Annotated in this window: 12 protein-coding genes; 6 read left to right on the plus strand and 6 right to left on the minus strand. The window is 62.5% G+C overall.

Annotated elements, in window-relative coordinates:
• Positions 1-22: 22 nt before the first annotated feature.
• From lpdA to LPW29_RS07345, 3 genes are all read right to left on the minus strand, one after another.
• Complete coding sequence (gene lpdA / locus LPW29_RS07335; RefSeq protein ID WP_238627471.1) at positions 23-1,471, minus strand: dihydrolipoyl dehydrogenase; 1,449 nt, start codon at positions 1,469-1,471, stop codon at positions 23-25.
• Between the two features lie 85 nt (positions 1,472-1,556).
• Complete coding sequence (gene odhB, locus LPW29_RS07340) at positions 1,557-2,897, minus strand: 2-oxoglutarate dehydrogenase complex dihydrolipoyllysine-residue succinyltransferase (protein WP_238627472.1); 1,341 nt, start codon at positions 2,895-2,897, stop codon at positions 1,557-1,559.
• A gap of 100 nt (positions 2,898-2,997) precedes the next feature.
• Positions 2,998-5,826, minus strand: coding sequence for a 2-oxoglutarate dehydrogenase E1 component (locus tag LPW29_RS07345; RefSeq protein WP_238627473.1), 2,829 nt, complete (start codon positions 5,824-5,826; stop codon positions 2,998-3,000).
• A gap of 134 nt (positions 5,827-5,960) precedes the next feature.
• Between LPW29_RS07345 and uvrD the strand changes: the two genes are divergently transcribed.
• Together uvrD and LPW29_RS07355 are read left to right on the plus strand one after the other, a co-directional pair.
• Complete coding sequence (gene uvrD / locus LPW29_RS07350; RefSeq protein WP_238627474.1) at positions 5,961-8,132, plus strand: DNA helicase II; 2,172 nt, start codon at positions 5,961-5,963, stop codon at positions 8,130-8,132.
• Between the two features lie 227 nt (positions 8,133-8,359).
• Complete coding sequence (locus LPW29_RS07355) at positions 8,360-9,466, plus strand: TRAP transporter substrate-binding protein (protein ID WP_238627475.1); 1,107 nt, start codon at positions 8,360-8,362, stop codon at positions 9,464-9,466.
• Between the two features lie 40 nt (positions 9,467-9,506).
• Here LPW29_RS07355 and LPW29_RS07360 read toward each other — a convergent pair whose 3' ends face one another.
• Positions 9,507-9,848 (minus strand): DUF2782 domain-containing protein, encoded by a 342-nt coding sequence (locus tag LPW29_RS07360; RefSeq protein WP_238627476.1) that lies wholly within the window; start codon positions 9,846-9,848, stop codon positions 9,507-9,509.
• Positions 9,845-10,570, minus strand: coding sequence for a TIGR00730 family Rossman fold protein (locus LPW29_RS07365; RefSeq protein WP_238627477.1), 726 nt, complete (start codon positions 10,568-10,570; stop codon positions 9,845-9,847). The genes LPW29_RS07360 and LPW29_RS07365 overlap by 4 nt, the downstream gene beginning before the upstream one ends.
• 111 nt (positions 10,571-10,681) lie before the next feature.
• Between LPW29_RS07365 and polA the strand changes: the two genes are divergently transcribed.
• Positions 10,682-13,438: a DNA polymerase I gene (gene polA, locus LPW29_RS07370; RefSeq protein ID WP_238627478.1), complete on the plus strand. Its 2,757-nt coding sequence runs from the start codon at positions 10,682-10,684 to the stop codon at positions 13,436-13,438.
• 414 nt (positions 13,439-13,852) lie between these two features.
• On the opposite strand, the gene yihA is transcribed toward polA, so the two are convergent.
• The gene (gene yihA, locus LPW29_RS07375) at positions 13,853-14,485 is read right to left on the minus strand and encodes a ribosome biogenesis GTP-binding protein YihA/YsxC (protein WP_238627479.1); all 633 of its coding nucleotides are present in this window, start codon (positions 14,483-14,485) and stop codon (positions 13,853-13,855) included.
• 173 nt (positions 14,486-14,658) lie between these two features.
• Here yihA and LPW29_RS07380 point away from each other — a divergent pair, with 173 nt between their 5' ends.
• The 3 genes from LPW29_RS07380 to ccsB all read left to right on the plus strand — a co-directional run bounded on the left by LPW29_RS07380 (position 14,659) and on the right by ccsB (position 18,909).
• On the plus strand, positions 14,659-15,282 hold the full coding sequence (locus tag LPW29_RS07380; RefSeq protein ID WP_370642802.1) for a c-type cytochrome: 624 nt from the start codon (positions 14,659-14,661) through the stop codon (positions 15,280-15,282).
• 171 nt (positions 15,283-15,453) lie between these two features.
• Positions 15,454-17,517, plus strand: a complete 2,064-nt coding sequence (locus LPW29_RS07385) for a cytochrome c biogenesis protein ResB (protein ID WP_238627480.1) — start codon at positions 15,454-15,456, stop codon at positions 17,515-17,517.
• Between the two features lie 45 nt (positions 17,518-17,562).
• A complete protein-coding gene (ccsB, locus tag LPW29_RS07390) occupies positions 17,563-18,909 on the plus strand; it encodes a c-type cytochrome biogenesis protein CcsB (RefSeq protein WP_238627481.1) in 1,347 nt (448 codons plus the stop codon).
• Positions 18,910-18,911: the final 2 nt, after the last annotated feature.

Consider the following 18,911-nt stretch of genomic DNA (forward strand, 5'->3'; position numbering starts at 1 on the left):
GTTCGCGAACGACCCGTGGAGACTACCCCCGCTTCCCCTTGGGCGGAATATGCAGCGGATGCCCCAGGGTCGCCAGGGCCGCCTCGTGGATCGCCTCCGACAGGGTGGGATGGGCAAACACCGTGCGTGCCAGATCCTCGCTGCAGGCCCCGAACTCCATCGCGATCACACACTCGGCGATCAACTCCGAAGCCCGTGAACTGATGATATGCGCCCCCAGAATGCGATCCGTCTCCGAGTGGGCCAGCAGCTTCACAAACCCCGTCGTATCCTCCATGGCCCGGGCCCGGCCCGACGCCACAAAGGGAAACACCCCGGCGGCATAAGGAATACCCTGCTTTTTCAGATCCTGCTCCGTCCGACCCACCCAGGCGATCTCCGGCAAGGTGTAAATCACATTGGGAATGGTGTCGTAATTCACCGTGCTGCCCATCTCCGCAATGCGCTCCGCCACCATGACGCCTTCCTCGGAACCCTTATGGGCCAGCATCGGCCCGCGTACCGCATCACCGATGGCATATACCCCGGGCAGGGTCGTCTCACAGTGCTCGTTCACATGGATGGTGCCACGCTCATCCATGGCCAATTCCACCGGGCCGCTGATCAGGCCATCGGTGGCTGGCCGTCGTCCCACACAGACGACCAGACGATCAAAGCGTTCCTCATGCTGGCCGTTCTCATCCTCATACACCACCGAGACCTGGCCCTTGTCCTTGTCCACCTTTGTGGCAGTCACCCGGGCCGAAAGACGGATGTCCAGGCCCTGCTTGCTCATGATCTTCAGCGACTCATTGGCCACCTGATCATCACAGAAGGACAGGAAGCGGTCCTGCGCCTCCAGCATCACCACCTCGGAACCCAGGCGCCGCCAGACACTACCCAACTCCAGGCCGATCACACCGGCACCGATCACCCCCACGCGCTTGGGCACCTCCGCAAAGCGCAGGGCACCGGTGGAGCTGACAATGTATTCCCGGTCAAAGGGCGCGCAGCCCAGCTCCACGGGAAAAGAGCCCGGGGCCAGGATCACATGCCTGGCCTGCAGCATCTGCTCCTTGCCATCGTGGCTGGTGAAGTGTACCCGGCGCTCTGCCTGAAGCTGGCCGTGGCCCTTGAACCACTCCACCTGGTTGGCCTTGAACAACCCCTGGATACCCTGGGTGAGGTTGTTCACCAGACGATCCTTGCGTGCCATCATCCCGGCCAGATCCAGTTCCACCTGGCCGCAACGCACCCCATGGGTTTGCAAGTGCTTCTGGCTGTGCTCGTACAACTCGGAAGATTCCAGCAAGGCCTTGGAGGGAATGCACCCCACGTTCAGGCAGGTACCGCCCAGACGCTCCTTGCCCTCCGGGTCCTGCCAGCGGTCGATACAGGCCGTCTTCAGGCCCAACTGGGCACAGCGGATGGCGGCCACATAGCCGGCCGGGCCACCACCGATGACCACTACGTCATATTCCTGTTCTGCCATGATGTCTGGCTCCCGATCTTTCTTGTCGATGTCTGGTGTTGCCGGCCCGAGAGCCGGCATATGATTTCAGGCTGCGGGGGGTGGGTCACACCTCCAGCAGCAGGCGGGCCGGATCCTCCAGCATGTCCTTGATGGTGACCAGGAACTGCACGGCCTCCCGTCCATCCACCAGGCGATGGTCATAGGACAGGGCCAGGTACATCATGGGACGGATCACCACCTGGCCGTTCTCGGCCATGGGTCGCTCCTGAATACGGTGCATGCCCAGGATGGCGCTTTGCGGCGGATTGATGATGGGGGTGGAGAGCAGCGAGCCGAATATGCCACCGTTGGAGATGGTGAACGTGCCCCCGGTAAGATCCTCCATACTCAGGTTGCCTGATTCGGCCCGTTTGCCAAACTCATTGATGTTGCGCTCCACATCCGACATGGTGAGGCTGTCCGTATCCCTGAGGATGGGCACCACCAGGCCTCGAGGGGCCGAGACGGCGATGCCGATGTCGAAATAGCCGTGGTAAACGATGTCCTTGCCGTCGATGGAGGCATTCACTTCCGGGAAGCGCTTGAGCGCCTCGGTGGCCGCCTTGACGAAGAAGGACATGAAACCCAGGCGCACGCCGTGACGCTTCTCGAAGCGATCCTTGTACTGGGCTCGCAACTCCATGACCGGCTTCATGTTCACCTCATTGAAGGTGGTGAGCATGGCCGCCGTCTGTTGGGCTTCCACCAGCCGCTCCGCCACCCGTGCCCGGAGCCGGGTCATGGGAACGCGCTTCTCTGTGCGTCCGCCGGCGGTGCTGGCACTGCTGGCCGGAGGGGCCGCCGCCGGCTTCTTCCCTGCCTGTGCGGCGGGTGCGTCCTGATCGCTCTTGGACTCGGCTTTGGGCTCGGGTGTCGGGGCGGAGTCGGTATCCATCTCTTCCAGGTGCTTGACCACGTCCTCCTTGAGGATGCGTCCACCCTTGCCGCTGCCCTGGATTTGCCCCGCATCCAGGTCATGTTCGTTGATCAGCTTGCGTACCGCGGGGCTCAGGGCCGGATCATCCCCGGTCTGGCTTCGTGACGAGCTCGCTGCCTCCCCGGCGTCGCTGTCTGGCTTGTTGTCCTTGTCCGCCTGCTTGTCCTTGCCGCTGTCTTTCTTGCCGGACTTCTTCTTGCCCGACCCCTTGCCGCCCGAATCCGTCTCTTCGCCAGCCTTCACATGGCCAATCACCTGCCCGGCGGTGACCACCGATCCCTCGTCTTCGATAATGTCTTCCATGACACCGTCCTGGGGCGCGGGGACCTCGAGAACCACCTTGTCGGTCTCGATATCCACCAGGATCTCGTCCCGCTGAACGGCGTCACCGGGACGCTTGTGCCAGGAGACGATGGTGGCATCGGACACGGATTCGGGAAGTTGCGGGATCTTGACCTCTGTACTCATATCATTTTGTCCTTATTGGTTTCGGCGAGAGGGTCATGGGCGGTGGCTCTGCCGAGGGTATCAATGAATGCGTCCACTGGCGCGATGGGATGATCGCTGCCTACGACTGACGCAGGGCGCGTTCGATCAGGGCTTCCTGCTGCTTCACGTGCACATCCAGGTGTCCCACGGCGGGTGCCGCACTGGCGGGCCGGGTCACATGCTGCAGGTAACGGTCAGGGCCAAGCAGGGTGCGCATGTGATGCTGGCTGGAATACCACGCACCCTGATTGAGCGGTTCTTCCTGCACCCAGTAGAACTCCTTGGCGTTGGGGAAGACATCCAGGGCACGGGACAGATCTTCCTCCGGGAAGGGATAGAGCTGCTCGATACGCAGCACGGCGATCGAGTGCTTCTCTTCCTTGCGGCGGCGTTCGAGCAGGTCGTAATAGACCTTGCCGGAGCACATGACCACCCGGGTCACGCCCTTCGGATCCAGATCATCGATCTCGCCGATCACATTGTGGAAACGACCCTCGGTGAGATCTTCCAGGCTGCTGACCGCCAGCTTGTGGCGCAGCAGGCTCTTGGGCGTCATGACCACCAGGGGCTTGCGGTACGGGCGCACCATCTGCCGGCGTAGCAGATGGAAGATCTGCGCGGGCGTGGTGGGGACGCATACCTGCATGTTGTTCTGTGCGCACAGTTGCATGTAGCGCTCCAGGCGCGCCGAAGAGTGCTCCGGACCCTGGCCTTCGTAGCCGTGGGGCAGCAGCATCACCAGGCCGCACAGGCGGCCCCATTTCTGTTCACCGGAACTGATGAACTGGTCAATGACCACCTGGGCGCCGTTGGCAAAGTCTCCAAACTGGGCCTCCCACAGGGTGAGGGTGTTGGGTGTGGCGGTGGCATAGCCATATTCGAAGGCCAGTACCGCTTCCTCGGAGAGCAGTGAGTCGATCACCAGAAAATCCGCCTGCCGATCCGACACATGTCGCAGCGGGATCCAGCGGTCTCCGTCCTTCTGATTGAACAGCACGGCATGTCGGTGGAAGAAGGTGCCCCGACCACTGTCCTGGCCGGTGAGCCTGACCGGATAACCCTCGGCCAGCAGCGCGGCATAGGCGCTGGTCTCGGCAAAGCCCCAGTCCAGGGGCAGGGATCCGGCAGCCATCTTGCGGCGATCGTCCATGATCTTGGCTACCCGGGGGTGGATGTCGAATCCTTCGGGGATGTCGCCGATGCGCTTCCACAGGTCCCTCAGCGTGTCCTTTCCCACCCGGGTCTGGGCCGTTTGACGCCAGTCCTGATCCAGGAAGGGCTTCCAGTCCACCGATTTGTCATAGCTTTGATCGTTGTCCTCCAGCAGGTAGGGCATGATGCCCTCGCCGGTATCCAGTCGGGTGCGCAGGGAGGTCTCCATCGAGCGGGCCTCGTCATCATCGATGACCCCCGCTTGTTCCAGGCGCCGGGCATAACGGGCCCGGGTAGTGGGGCTCTCCTTGATGCACCGGTACATGGCCGGTTGCGTCACTGCGGGCTCATCCGCCTCGTTGTGACCCTGTCGCCGATAGCAGACCAGGTCGATGACCACATCCTTCTTGAAGGTCATGCGGTAGTCCAGGGCGATCTGGGCGGCGAACATCACCATCTCAGGATCGTCGCCGTTCACGTGCAGGATGGGGGCGTTCACCATCTTGGCCACGTCGGTGCAGTAGGGTGTGGAGCGAGCATCCTTGAGGGTGCTGGTGGTGAAGCCGATCTGGTTGTTGATCACCACATGCACTGTGCCCTTGGTGGCAAAACCTCGGGTCTGGGACATGTTCAGGGTTTCCATGACCACGCCCTGGCCGGCAAAGGCGGCGTCACCATGGATCACCAGGGGCAGAACCTGATCACCCTCCTTGTCGCCCCGCCGGTTCTGGCGCGCCCGCACCGACCCCTCCACCACGGGCCCGACGATCTCCAGATGGGATGGGTTGAAGGCCAGGGCCACATGCATGGAGCCTCCCGGCGTCTGCAGATCCGAGGAGAACCCCAGGTGGTATTTCACGTCGCCAGTGCCCGGGTGGCGGCGCCCCGTGCCCTCGAATTCCTGGAAGAGTTCAGCCGGGGACTTGCCGAGGATGTTCACCAGCACATTAAGGCGGCCGCGGTGGGCCAGACCCATGACGGTCTCCTTGACGCCTTGCTCGCCCGCCCGGTGAATGATCTCGTCCAGCAGTGGGATCAGGCTCTCCCCGCCCTCGAGAGAGAAGCGCTTCTGGCCCACGTAGCGGCTATGCAGGTAGCGCTCCAGGCCCTCGGCAGCGGTCAGGCGATCCAGGATATAGCGCCGACGTTCGTCGCTGAACTGAGGTTCGCCGCGCACCGATTCCAGCTTTTGCTGCAGCCAGCGCTTTTCCCCGGTATCGGTGATATGCATGTATTCGGCACCGAGGGTCTTGCAGTAGGTGCCGGTGAGGATGCGCATGATCTCCCTGAGCTGGGCCTCATCGGGGCCCACCAGGGAGCCGGTATTGAATACGGTGCCCAGATCCTGCTCGGAGAGCTCATGGTGTTCCAGGGTGAGTTCCGGAAGCGATGTCGGCTGAGCCAGACCCAGCGGGTCCAGATCCGCCTGCAGGTGTCCGAGGAACCGGTAGGCATTGATGTACTGCAACACCCGAACCTGCTTGCGTTCGTGTTCCAGGCTGCCCATGGGCAGGCCACGTCCGGGGCCGGCCTCGGCCAGCTCGCGAAATTCCTCCCGCACCTGGCTGTGGAGCACCGAGGTGTCGCGTCCGCCGTGGGTGATGTCGTCGAAGTGCTGTCGCCAGATCTCCGGGACCTGGGCAGGGTCCTGCTGGTAGGCCTCGAAGAGTTGTTCCAGATAGGCGGCGTTGCCCGCGTCCAGGAAGGAGGAGTCCCATTGGGACTGCATGTCGCGGGCTTGGCTGGGCTTGGTCATGGGCGTGTCTGTCTGTGGGCGCTGTGGGGTGTGGGATGCCTGTCTTGCGTTGTGCTCAGGATCAAGTCTCGACCCTAAACGGCGAACTGGCAAGTGGTGCGTTCCGGGAGTCGAGGTTTTGATAAGATTCGCCCATGGATGTTTCCCCTGTGTTTGATTCTCTGAACGAGGCCCAACGCCAAGCGGTGGGCAGCCCCTCTGGTCCGATCCTGGTGCTGGCCGGCGCCGGCAGCGGCAAGACCCGTGTGCTGGTGCATCGCATCGCCTGGTTGATCCAGGCGGAGGGTCTCTCGCCTCACAGCATTCTGGCCGTCACCTTCACCAACAAGGCGGCCAACGAGATGCGTGGGCGTCTGGAAGGGCTGCTGGGGATGCCGCCCCGGGGGCTTTGGGTGGGGACCTTTCATGGCCTGTGCCATCGCCTGCTGCGGGCCCACTGGCGCGAGGCCAGGTTGCCGGAGAACTTCCAGATCCTGGATTCGGACGATCAGTACCGCTTGGTGAAACGCGTGCTCAAGTCTCTGGAGCTGGACGAGAGCCAGTGGCCGCCACGCAAGATGCAGTGGTTCGTCAATGGCCGCAAGGATGAGGGGGTGCGTCCGGCGCACATGCAGGACACCGGTGATCCGGTGAACCGGCAGATGATCCGCTTCTACACGGCCTATGAGCAGGCCTGCCAGCGGGCCGGGGTGGTGGACTTCGCCGAGCTCATGCTGCGCAGCCTGGAGTTGCTGCGTGACAACCCGACGCTGCTGGAGCATTACCGCAGCCGCTTCCGCCACTTGCTGGTGGATGAATTCCAGGACACCAACGATATTCAGTATGCTTGGCTGCGCCTTCTGGCCGGGGAGCAGACTCCAGTGTTCGCCGTGGGTGATGATGACCAATCCATCTATGGCTGGCGCGGTGCCCGTATCGAGCACATCCAGCAGTTCACCCGAGACTTCCCCGGTGCCCTGACGGTGCGACTGGAGCAGAATTACCGCTCCACTGCGACCATTCTCGGAGCGGCCAACACCCTGATTCGTCAGAATGGCTCGCGCCTGGGCAAGGAGTTGTGGACCGATGGGCTGGAGGGGGAGCCCATCACTCTCTACGGCGCCTTCAACGAGTATGACGAGGCCCGGTTTGTCGCCGACCAGCTCCGCAGCTGGCGGGAGGCGGGTGGGGCCTGTCGTGAGGTGGCCATTCTCTACCGCTCCAACGCTCAGTCGCGGGTGCTGGAGGAGACACTCATCCAGGCGGGCATCCCCTACCGGGTGTATGGGGGGTTGCGGTTTTTCGAGCGTGCCGAGATCAAGGATGCCCTGGGCTACATGCGACTGGTGGCGTCGCGCGCCGATGACACCGCCCTGGAGCGGGTGATCAATCAACCCACGCGAGGCTTGGGTGAGCGCAGTGTGGCGATGATTCGTCAACAGGCCCGGGAGCAGGGGGTGTCTCTCTGGGATGCCGCTGGCAGCCTGCTGGAGCAGGGCGCCCTCACGGCTCGGGCGGGTCATGCCCTGAGGGGATTCAGGACGCTGATGAATGACATGGCTGCTGCCTGCGCGGATCTGGATCTGCACGAGCAGGTGGAACATGTGATCGAGCATTCTGGTCTCAAGGCCCACTATGCGGCGGAGAAGGGTGAGAAGGCCCAGGGGCGGCTGGACAACCTGGATGAGTTGGTCAGCGCGGCCCGGGGGTTTGTCCATGATCCGGAGCGGCATGAGGGCATGAACCCGTTGACGGCGTTCCTGTCCCATGCGGCCCTGGAGGCCGGTGAGGGCGAGGCGGATGCCTGGGAGGATTGTGTTCAGTTGATGACGCTGCATTCGGCCAAGGGCCTGGAGTTCCCGCTGGTGTTTCTGGTGGGGATGGAGGAAGGGTTGTTCCCGCACCGGATGTCGCTGGATGAGCCGGGTCGGCTGGAGGAGGAGCGCCGCCTGGCCTATGTGGGGATCACTCGGGCCTGTCGTCGTCTGGTGCTGACCCATGCGGAGAGCCGGCGTTTGCATGGGCGAGAGAGTTATAACGCGCCTTCGCGTTTTATCGCGGAGTTGCCGGAGGGGTTGCTGGAGGATGTGCGTCCGCGGGCGACGCTGCGGCGGCCGGTGGCGGAGCCGGTGCGGGCCAAACGGGTCAAGGAACCGCCGGCGGATGGGTTGGCCCTGGGGGCGCGGGTGCGGCACAAGAAATTCGGCGAGGGGGTGATTCTGGATTGCGAGGGTCAGGGGTCGTCGGCGCGGGTGCAGGTGCGGTTTGACGGGGCGGGTACCAAGTGGCTGGTGGTGGGATATGCGAAGCTGGAGCCTGTGGCTTGAGGTCTGGGTGTTCGTTGGGCATCGGGGTGCGGCATAGTGGGGTGCTGCGCCGGCCACTGGTGGGCGGTATCCCTGGCCGCGGGACGCCGTGAATACCTCCCTGTAAGCTCGACCGCCGCATCCATGCGGCGAACGCCCGCTCTCAGGGATACCACCCACCAGCGGCCTGCATCGTGGTGGTATTGGCTTCAGAGATTCGATCAAGAAGACATCCAGTGAGGTCTTTCATGCGGCGAAGGGAATTTCTGGGTAAGGCGGGTGGTCTGGCGGCCCTGGCTTCGGCGGGGGCGTTGGCGGGCTGCGGTTCGCCGGAGGCCAATGGTGAGAGTACCGGGGTGCGGGATACGGGGTTGCGGTTTCACTGGCGCATGGTGACCGCCTGGCCTCATGGTTCGCCGGGGCTGGGAGCGGGTGCCGAGTATCTGGCCCGCGCCATCAATGAGCTCTCCGGGGGGCGTATCTCGGTACGGGTCTTCGGGGCCGATGATCTGGTGCCGGCGCTGGAGGTGTTTGATGCCGTGGCGCGTGGCTCGGCGGAGATCGGTCATGGGGCAGCCCATTACTGGGAGGATGTGGGCCCTGCGGCTCAGTTATTCACGTCGGTGCCCTTTGGCATGAATGCTCAGGAGACCCATGCCTGGCTGTATCAGGGGGGTGGGCTGGCGTTGTGGCGGGATCTTTACCGGCACTTCGATGTGATTCCCTTTCCGTGTGGGAATACCGGTGCCCAGATGGGGGGGTGGTTCAAGCAGGAGATTCGCGAGTTGTCGGATCTGGAAGGGTTGTCGATTCGCATGTCCGGGCTGGGGGGGGAGGTCATGCGTCGCGCCGGTGCCCGGGTGGTGTCCATGGCGGGTGATGACATTCCTGAGGCCATGCGAGGGGGGCGCGTCGACGCGGCCGAGTGGGTGGGGCCCTATGGGGACAGGGATCTGGGGCTGCACCGATGGGGTTGGCATTACTACTATCCGGGCTGGCAGCAGCCCAGCTCGCTGGTGGAGGCGCTGATCAACCGTGAGGCCTACGAGGCGTTGCCGTCCGGGCTTCAACAGGCGGTAACACATGCCTGTCGGGTGGCCAGTGACCACATGCTCATGGAGTTTACAGCCCGCAACCAACAGGCCCTGGATGAGCTCATCAGTGTGTACGATGTGCCCGTGCAGCGTTTCCCTGAGCCGGTGCTGGCCTCGTTGCGACGCCTGACGGATGAGGTACTGGAAGAGATGGCCGACGAGGACAGCACCGCTCGGCGGGTGATTCGTTCCTATCAGGATTTCCAGTCTCAGTTGGCGCGCTGGCGTGAGTTGACGAACCTGGATCCGTCGGCGGGCTGAAAGGTGGGCGGTGTCGGAATGCCAGGGGGCGTTGTGTTTTTCAAAAACTGAAGATCACCCAGGCTGGGATGAGGATCTTGGGGTCCAGTTCATCCATCCGGGTTTCCAGGTGGCCGTCGCCGTCCGTGTCCACCAGGTAATAGGCCGGTGCATTGTCTGGTTGTACGCGAATCATGTACAGCTCGCCCTGAAGTCGGTATTCCTCGATGCGCTCTCCCACGCGCTCGGTGATGGTGACCTGGGGTTCCATCAGTTCCCGAGTGACCCGGGTCGAATCGTCCAGCAGGGGCGGGGGAGGCGGTGCGGCCTGCTCCTGGGCTGACAGGGGCGTGGCCAGGCAGGCGGTCAGGGCCAGGGCGGTGAGGGCGTGACGCGTGTTCATAGGTCCATGAGCCTCTCGCGCTCTTCGCTGGTGGGTTCCAGGCCGCCGTATTCGTAGAAGTTGAAGATGGCGTCGACCACGGATTTGGCATCGTCCACCACGGTGTAAAGATCCAGGTCCTCCTGGTTGATGGTCCCCTGTGCCACCAGGGTGTTCTCAAACCAGTCCAGCAGTCCCTTCCAGAAGTCCGAGCCCACCAGGATGATCGGGATACGGCGGGTCTTGTCCGTCTGGACCAGGGTGAGGATCTCCGCCATCTCATCCAGTGTGCCGAAACCGCCGGGCAGGACCACATAGGCCGATGCGTATTTGACGAACATCACCTTGCGGGAGAAGAAGTGCCTGAAGTCCAGGGAGACGTCCTGATAGGCATTGGCGGTTTGCTCATGGGGCAGGTTGATGTTCAGGCCAATGCTCGGTGACTTGCCCGCAAAGGCCCCCTTGTTGGCGGCTTCCATGATGCCGGGGCCGCCGCCGCTGACCACGGCAAAACCGGCATCGGACAGGTCCCGGGCGATCTTCTCGGCCAGTTGGTAGGTGGGGCTTTGCGGTGGGATGCGAGCGGAGCCGAAGATGCTCACCGAGGGCTTGATTCGAGCCAGGCGCTCGAAGCCTTCCACGAATTCGCCCATGATCTGGAATATCTTCCAGCTCTCACGGGTGAGCATGGTGTCATCCATGGGTTGCAGGCCTGGATGGGCGGCTCGCTGGTCACGCTTCATGATGTGCTCGATGTTCCATTGTTTGATCGAAGCATATCGTGTTCCCTGGCCTTGGCAAACCGCATTGTTTGGTCATTTTTCCGCATCGGGCCACAATGGGGTTCTCCGGCGATGCCGGCCCCCATCGACCTCGTACCCAAAGCAAGAGAACAACCCGTGACTGACAGCAAGCCCCTGGTCCTGGTGGACGGCTCATCCTACCTGTACCGCGCCTTCCATGCCCTGCCGCCCTTGTCCAATTCCCGGGGGGAGCCCACCGGGGCCGTGCTGGGGGTGGCCAATATGTTGCGGCGGTTGATCAGTGACTATCAGCCCGAGCACATGGTCGTGGTCTTCGATGCCAAGGGGCGCACTTTCCGCGATGATCTCTACGAGCAGTACAAGGCCAATCGTCCGCCCATGCCCGACGAGCTGGTGGCGCAGGTGGATCCGCTGCATGAACTGGTGCGGGCCATGGGCATCCCCCTCCTGGTGGTGCCAGGGGTGGAGGCGGATGACGTGATCGGCACCCTGGCCCGTCAGGCCCGGCGAAGGGACATGGATGTGGTGATCTCCACGGGGGACAAGGATCTGGCACAACTGGTAGAACCCGGCGTGACCCTGGTGAACACCATGACCGGTACGACGCTGGACGAGGCTGGCGTGAAGGAGCGCTTCGGTGTGCCCCCCTCATTGATTGTGGATTACCTGACCCTGGTGGGGGATACCTCGGACAATGTGCCCGGGGTGGACAAGGTGGGCCCCAAAACGGCGGTGAAATGGCTTGAGGCCCATGGGGATCTGGATGCCATCATGGCCCATGCCGACGGCATCAAGGGCAAGGTGGGCGAGAACCTGCGCGCCAGCCTGGACAGCCTTCCCTTGTCGCGGGAACTGGTCACGGTGCGCTGTGACCTGGACCTGGATCTGACCCCTGCGGGGCTGAATCTGCAACCACCTGAGTCGGAAACCTTGCGCGGCTTGCTGGAACGCTTTGAATTTCGCCATTGGCTCAAGGAGTTGGATGGCCATCAGTCGAGCGGGCAGGCGCAGCTTGAGCAGGCGGCTACCGAAGGGGCGCCTGTGGAGTACGAGACTCTGCTCGAACAGGAACAGCTGGATCGCTGGCTTGAGCGGCTGCAAACGGCGGAGTTGTTCGCCTTCGATACCGAGACCACCAGCCTGGATTACATGCAGGCCCGGGTGGTGGGTGTGTCGTTCTCGGTGCGCCCGGGCGAGGCCGCCTATCTGCCCCTGGCCCATGATTATGCCGATGCCCCCCGGCAGCTGCCCCTTGAGGAAACCCTGGCCCGGTTGAAGCCGCTGCTGGAGGACGATAGCCGGCCCAAGCTGGGTCATCATCTCAAGTATGATCGCAATGTGCTGCTCAATCACGGGATCGAGTTGCGTGGCATCACCCACGACACCATGCTCTCGTCCTATGTGCTGAACAGCACTGCCAGCCGCCATGATATGGATACCCTGGCTGATCGGCACCTGGGGATCCGCACAACCCATTACGAAGAGGTTGCCGGCAAGGGAGCCAAGCAGATTCCCTTCTCCCAGGTGCGCCTGGACGAGGCTGCTCCCTATGCAGCCGAGGATGCGGACGTGACCCTGCGCCTGCATGAGTATCTCTGGGGGCGGCTCCAGGGCGAGACGGGACAGCGGCGCGTCTACGAGGAGTTGGAGATCCCTCTGGTGCCCGTGCTCTCGCGCATGGAGCGGGCCGGCGTACGGGTGGACGCGGATCTGCTCTTCACCCAGAGCCACGAACTGTCCGACCGCATGGGAGAGATCGAGCGCGAGGCCCACGAGGTGGCCGGTGGCAGTTTCAATCTGGGCTCTCCGAAGCAGATTCAGGAGATCCTGTTCGAACGCCAGAAACTGCCGGTGGTGCGCAAGACCCCAAAGGGTCAGCCCTCCACGGCGGAGGATGTTCTGGAACAGCTGGCCGCAGATTACCCGCTGCCCCGGCTGATCCTGGAGCATCGCGGGCTCTCCAAGCTCAAGTCCACCTATACCGACAAGTTGCCGGGCCGTATCGACCCCGACACAGGGCGGGTGCATACGTCCTACCATCAGGCGGTGACCAGCACCGGGCGACTGTCCTCCTCCGAGCCCAATCTGCAGAACATCCCCGTGCGCACGCCTGAGGGACGACGCATCCGCCAGGCCTTCGTGGCGCCGCCGGGCCGGGTGCTCATGGCCGCCGACTACTCGCAGATTGAATTACGCATCATGGCCCATCTGTCTGGCGACAAAGGCCTGGTGGAGGCCTTCAATCAGGGCATGGACATCCACCAGGCCACGGCCGCCGAGGTCTGGTCCCTGGGCCTGGATCAGGTCACCGGGGAGCAGCGGCGGGCTGCCAAGGCCATCAATTTTGGTCTGATCTACGGCATGTCAGCCTTCGGACTGGCCCGGCAACTGGGCATCGAGCGCGGGGCTGCCCAGGAGTATGTGGATCGATACTTCGCCCGCTATCCGGGAGTGAAGGCCTACATGGACGACACCCGGGACCGGGCCCGGGAGCAGGGGTATGTGGAGACGGTCTTCGGTCGTCGTCTGTATCTGCCGGAGATCAAGGCCCGCAATGCCCAGGTGCGTAATCAGGCGGAGCGTCTGGCCATCAACGCCCCCATGCAGGGGACGGCGGCGGATATCATCAAGCGGGCCATGCTGGCAGTGGATGCCTGGATCCAGTCCTCCGGGCAGCCACTGACCATGATCATGCAGGTGCATGATGAACTGGTGTTCGAGGTGGATGAGGGGGCCGTGGACACGGTGCGTGAGGCACTTGACCGCCTCATGTGTCAGGCTGCCGAGCTGGAGGTGCCGCTGGTGGTGGACGTGGGGGTAGGCACCAATTGGGACGATGCGCACTGAGGTCTACCGCGACTCCAGTGAGATGTGTTTCACGTTTTGGCACATCCATGTTCCGTTGGTCTTCGGGACCAGAACTTTCCCCTGAAGACCCTGTCCATCGGGTTAAGCGTCCCGGATGGGGCGCTCCCCGCTTGGCCCCCTGAGCGGGATGCTCTGACTCCCCCAAGTCGAGCCCAAGCCTGGCCCCGTCTCGCCATTGCGATGCGGGGCTTTTTTTTTGCGCTTTTACCCGAGAAAAACACTGAACCATTAGCGCGTCAGGCAGTCACAGGAATTAAGCGCTGCAGCCCGGCGCTTCCCGCTTACCTCCCTGAGCGGGATGGCTCGAACTCCCCCAAGTCGAGCCAACCTCTGCCCCGGATCAGCCAACCCCCAATGGCCCCGGGGCTTTTTTTTGAGCGCGCCATGCCGCGTTCAGAGCACTTCCGGGGCGTCTGCCTCGGGATGATGGGCGGCGAAGAGCCAGTGATCCAGCACCGAGTGGGCATCATCCACGCCCTGCTTCTTCAGGGATGAGAAGGGCTGTACCGTGGCTTCCACGTCTTCGGCGCCCAGGGCTGAGGCCACTTGACGCACCGTGTCCAGGGCAGGGCCCCGCTTGAGCTTGTCAGCCTTGGTCAGCAGGACATGCAGGGGCAGTTGCCGCTGGTGGGCCCAGCCCACCATTTGCCAGTCGTGTTCCGTGAGGGGGTGGCGGATATCCATCACCAGGATCAATCCGCGCAGGCACTCGCGTCCCGCCAGATATTCTTCCATCAGACGTCCCCAGCGGCGGCGTACGGCCTCGGGAACCTTGGCGTAACCGTAGCCGGGCAGGTCTACCAGACGATGATCCTCGTCCAGGGCGAAGAAATTGATGAGCTGAGTCCGACCAGGCGTCTTACTGGTACGCGCCAGCGCCTTTTGCTGGCACAATGTATTGATCGCGCTGGACTTGCCAGAGTTGGAACGGCCGGCGAAGGCGACTTCGCGCCCTGTTTCCGGTGGCAAGCCCTTGAGGCTGGCGGCACTGGTCAGGAACTCGGCCCGGGAGTAAACCGGGTTCATTGAGTGTCTAACTCTCTCTAGCGATGGTTGAGGTCCGCCCCTGCCCGTTTTTGCGGCGGGGGGGTGAGTGTGATATACATTGCGGCTATTTTGAGGTTGCGCCGGTCGCGTCCGGGTGCCACAGGTTACCAAAGAAAAGCGCACACTGTTTCAGGTTCAGGAGTCAACCCACAATGAAAAAATTTGTCGTTATTGCCGCCGCCACCCTGGGAATGAGTCTGTCGGCATCGTTGCACGCCGAGCCGGGCGATCCCGAGCGCGGCAAGGAACTGTCCACCCCATGCATCGCCTGCCACCAGGCCGATGGGAACAGCGTGAATCCTGCGTGGCCAAAGACCGCGGGTAAAGATGCGGGTTATCTCTTCAAGCAATTGATGGATTACAAGTCGGGTGAACGCAGCCACCCGCTGATGAATCCTCAGGTGGCACGCCTAGATGAACAGGATATGCGTGACCTGGCCGCCTACTTTTCCATGCAGGAAACCGCGCCTGGCCGCACCAGCGCCGACGAAGAGACCCTGGCCCTTGGTGAACAGGTTTATTTCGGTGGCAATGTGAACGACGGCGTGGCTGCCTGCGTGGCTTGTCATGGTCCTGGCGGCAAGGGCAACCCCGCCGCCGTGTTCCCCAAGCTGGCCGCTCAGCATGGCGCTTATAATCTGGACCAGCTCAATCAGTTCAGTAGTGGCCAGCGCCACAACGATCCCGGCCGGATGATGCGCACCATCGCCTCGCGCATGTCAGAGGAAGAGATGAAGGCCGTATCCGAGTACATCGCGACCCTGGATCCCAAGTGAGCGACGTTCGGTTGCCCATGGGGCAGTAGTCAGTCCGTAAGAAAAAGGGTGGCCTCGGCCACCCTTTTTTCCTTGGGACCCATCTCGATGATGTCCTGTGTCATCGCATAACCGGATCTTTTCCGGGTTTTTGTGGTCCCACCGGCATCCCAACGGATCTTTACCTAACGCATGAGTCGTTCCCCGCAGGATTCAGCCTCCCCTCGTCGCCCCTCCCGGCTTGCCATCCTGGTGAGTTTCCTGGGGTCCATGAACCTGGCCATCACGCTCCTGGTGGTTCTGGCGGTGGCTTCCGTGGTGGGCACGTTGCTGGAGCAAAACCAGCCCTTCCAGAACTACCTGATGAATTTCGGGCCCTTCTGGCATGAGTTGTTTCGCACCCTGAACCTCTACAATGTCTACTCAGCGGGCTGGTTTCTCTTTGTCCTGGCCTTCCTGGTGATTTCCACGGCCGTATGCATTTACCGCACCACGCCGACCATGCTACGCGACATGCGCAGCTTCCGCCTGGGCGTGCGCGAGAAATCCCTGCGCGGTTTTGCCCACAACGTGCAAAGCGAGGCGCATCCCGAGCCGCCCGAACAGGTGCTGGAGCGGGCTGGAAAGGTGCTGGGTTCGCGAGGCTATCGGATTCGTCAGGTGGAGCAGTCCGACGGCACACGCCTGCTCTCAGCCATGCGCGGCAGCGGCAATCGCCTGGGCTACTTTTTCGCCCATGGGGCCATTGTCATCATCTGCGTGGGTGGCCTGATCGATGGCAGTGTACCCCTGAGGCTGGCGGAGATGACAGGCCGGCTGGAACTGGAGACACGCGAGATTCCCGCTTCCCAGGTGCCCGAGCAAAGTCGCCTCGGGGATTCCAATCTGTCGTTCCGGGGCAGCGTCGAGATTCCCGAGGGGCATAGTGCGGACGTGGCCTTCATTACGATCCGTGATGGCTATGTGGTGCAGGATCTGCCGTTTCGCATCGAAGTCAAGGATTTCCGTGTGCAGCGGCACGAGACCGGCCAGGAACGCGCCTATGAGTCCGACCTGGTCATCCATGACGACACCCTGGATGAACCCCTGGCGCGTACCGTCCGTGTGAACGAGCCTCTGGTCCACCGTGGTCATGCCATTTACCAGGCCAGTTTCCGGGATGGCGGATCTTTCCTGGATCTGGACCTGCATCACCTGGGGCGAGGTGCCCGGGAACCCCTGCCGCTGGATGTCAGGGTGTACGGCAACCATGTTCAGGAATTGACTGACGGGAATCGCTATACCTTCGAGTTCACTGGCTTGCAAACCCACAATATGGGTACGGTGGTGGACACGGAAGGAAATCCGGAGCGCCGCGACATGGGGCCGAGCCTCGACTACACGATTCGCGATCCCAGTGGTGTGGGCACATTCTACCGCGCCATGAAAAACCCCATGGAGCGGGATGGCACGAACTTCATGCTCACCGGCGTGCGTCACAGCACGGCCCAGCCGTTCCAGTATCTGTATGTGCCCCAGGATCCGGACGGCCGCGGTGTGGATCGTTTCATGCGTATGGTCTCCGCGATCCATGATGATCAACGGGTGGCCGATGTGGTGGGAGAGGTGGCCGCTTCCGCGGCTCGCCAGTTCCACGGCAGTCAGGGAGACGTCCCGCTGGAGGTGGTTGAATCCATCATGATTCGCCTGATGGAGCTGTTTGTTCAGGGGGGATACGACGCCATCGTGGAGGACATCGAGCAGCGGGCCCCTCAGCATCAATGGGACGCGCTCATGGACCTGTTCGGTCGGGTGGTGAATATGACCCTGCGCGAGCTTTACATCCAGGTTCTGGAAGAAGAGGGTATCGATTCCATGAGCGGCAAGAATGCGGCCTACCTGGATGACGCCCTGGTGGCCCTGGATGCGTTGCCCCATTTTGGTTCGGACTTCCTGATCATCTTCAACGATTTTGAGCAGGTTCAGGCATCGGGCCTGATGATCAGCAAGGCGCCGGGTCAGAATGTGGTCTATTTTGGCAGCCTGATGCTGATTCTGGGCGTCTTCCTCATGTTGTACATGAGCCATCGTCGCTGCTGGTTGATGGTCCGCCCGGCGGGGCAGGGCAGTCAGCTGGTTTTCGCTGGCACCAGCAATCGGAATATGCTGGAATTCAACGAGGAATTTGACACGCTCAGTCGTTATGTGCTGGGTCAGGAGATCCCCAGCGATGCCACCGGTTCCGACCCGGCAAGGTCGGAAAACAGTCCCCGGTGATCCTAATGAACCCAATCCGGTTTAGCACGACGGGAGGTAAGAACCATGTCCGTCCCGCATGACACCATCGGGGCCGAATACCCCGGCTTTTTCAAACGCCTGTCCCTCACCGACTGGTTGTGGGCCGCCCTGGTGACGGTATCCACCGTATTTGTCCTGGCCATGTTCGGCGGTTACATGGACATCTATCAGGTGATCACGTTGATCGTCCACGCGATTGTGGGGATCTGGCTGGGTTGGTACTGGAAGCCTTTCAGGGGCTATGCCCTGGCCGTAGGCCTGCTCAGTGTGCTCGGCGTGCTCAGTTACGGCGACTCACTGGCGCGGGCCGAGACCAACTTCTTCCTCAAGTATCTGGTTTCCGGGCAGTCCGCCGTCATGTGGATGTGCGCCCTGTTGTTCATGTCCACAGCCGCCTATATCGCCTACCTGTTCCGCCGCGAAGCCACGGGCACAGCGGGTGTGGTACCGGCCCTGATCATCGCCGGGGGCGCCGCCGTACTGGGCGGTGGCCTGCTCTGGCTGGGTCAGGGGGGGATCATTCAGGGTCTGGAATGGGTCAGCCCACTGGCGTTCCTGGTGGCCGTGGGCGCACTGACCGGTCCGCCGAGCCGTACTGAATTCAGTGCCCAGGTGGGGGGCGCGCTGGCCTGGGCGGCAGCAACCTTCGGCCTCGTGGGGTTGTTCGTGCGCTGGCGTGAAACCTACCTGCATGACCCCGCCTGGGGTTACATCCCGGTGAGTAACCTCTGGGAAGTCTTTGTCCTGTTCTGCGTGATCACGGTGCTGATGTATCTCTATTACGAGGGCCGGAGTCGTAATCGGGGCATGGGCGGCTTCGTCCTGCTGCTGGTGAGTGGCGCGGTGGCCTTCCTGCTGTTTTACACGCTGGACCGCCAGGCCCACGAGGTTCAGCCGCTGGTGCCGGCCCTGCAGAGTTGGTGGATGAAGGTACACGTGCCGGCCAATTTCATCGGCTATGGGGGGTTTGCCATCGCCGCCATGGTGGGTGTGGCCTATCTCATGCGGGCCCACGGCGAACGGCATCGCCCCAGTGGTCTGCTGGCAACCCGTCTGCCCGGGCGACAGGTCCTTGATGATGTCATGTACAAGACCATCGCCATCGGTTTTGCCTTCTTCACCATCGCCACGGTGCTGGGGGCCATGTGGGCCGCCGAGGCCTGGGGTGGCTACTGGTCATGGGATCCCAAGGAGGTGTGGGCCCTCATTGTGTGGCTTAATTACGCGGCCTGGCTGCACATGCGCTTCACCAAGGGGTGGCGTGGTGTGCCCATGGCCTGGTGGTCCATTGTGGGCCTGTTTGTGACCACCTTTGCCTTCGTTGGGGTGAACATGTTCCTCGGTGGGCTGCATTCCTACGGGGAAATGTGATC

This window comes from Ectothiorhodospira sp. 9100 (assembly GCF_022227565.1).
GTDB lineage: Bacteria > Pseudomonadota > Gammaproteobacteria > Ectothiorhodospirales > Ectothiorhodospiraceae > Ectothiorhodospira > Ectothiorhodospira marina.

Coding starts and splice junctions, on each gene's coding strand:
- LPW29_RS07385 (WP_238627480.1), top strand. CDS start 15,454: ATGAGTCGTTCCCCGCAGGATTCAGCCTCCCCTCGTCGCCCCTCCCGG.
- ccsB (WP_238627481.1), top strand. CDS start 17,563: ATGTCCGTCCCGCATGACACCATCGGGGCCGAATACCCCGGCTTTTTC.
- lpdA (WP_238627471.1), bottom strand. CDS start 1,471: ATGGCAGAACAGGAATATGACGTAGTGGTCATCGGTGGTGGCCCGGCC.
- yihA (WP_238627479.1), bottom strand. CDS start 14,485: ATGAACCCGGTTTACTCCCGGGCCGAGTTCCTGACCAGTGCCGCCAGC.
- odhB (WP_238627472.1), bottom strand. CDS start 2,897: ATGAGTACAGAGGTCAAGATCCCGCAACTTCCCGAATCCGTGTCCGAT.
- polA (WP_238627478.1), top strand. CDS start 10,682: ATGCCGGCCCCCATCGACCTCGTACCCAAAGCAAGAGAACAACCCGTG.
- LPW29_RS07345 (WP_238627473.1), bottom strand. CDS start 5,826: ATGACCAAGCCCAGCCAAGCCCGCGACATGCAGTCCCAATGGGACTCC.
- LPW29_RS07360 (WP_238627476.1), bottom strand. CDS start 9,848: ATGAACACGCGTCACGCCCTCACCGCCCTGGCCCTGACCGCCTGCCTG.
- LPW29_RS07380 (WP_370642802.1), top strand. CDS start 14,659: ATGAAAAAATTTGTCGTTATTGCCGCCGCCACCCTGGGAATGAGTCTG.
- LPW29_RS07355 (WP_238627475.1), top strand. CDS start 8,360: ATGCGGCGAAGGGAATTTCTGGGTAAGGCGGGTGGTCTGGCGGCCCTG.
- LPW29_RS07365 (WP_238627477.1), bottom strand. CDS start 10,570: ATGAAGCGTGACCAGCGAGCCGCCCATCCAGGCCTGCAACCCATGGAT.
- uvrD (WP_238627474.1), top strand. CDS start 5,961: ATGGATGTTTCCCCTGTGTTTGATTCTCTGAACGAGGCCCAACGCCAA.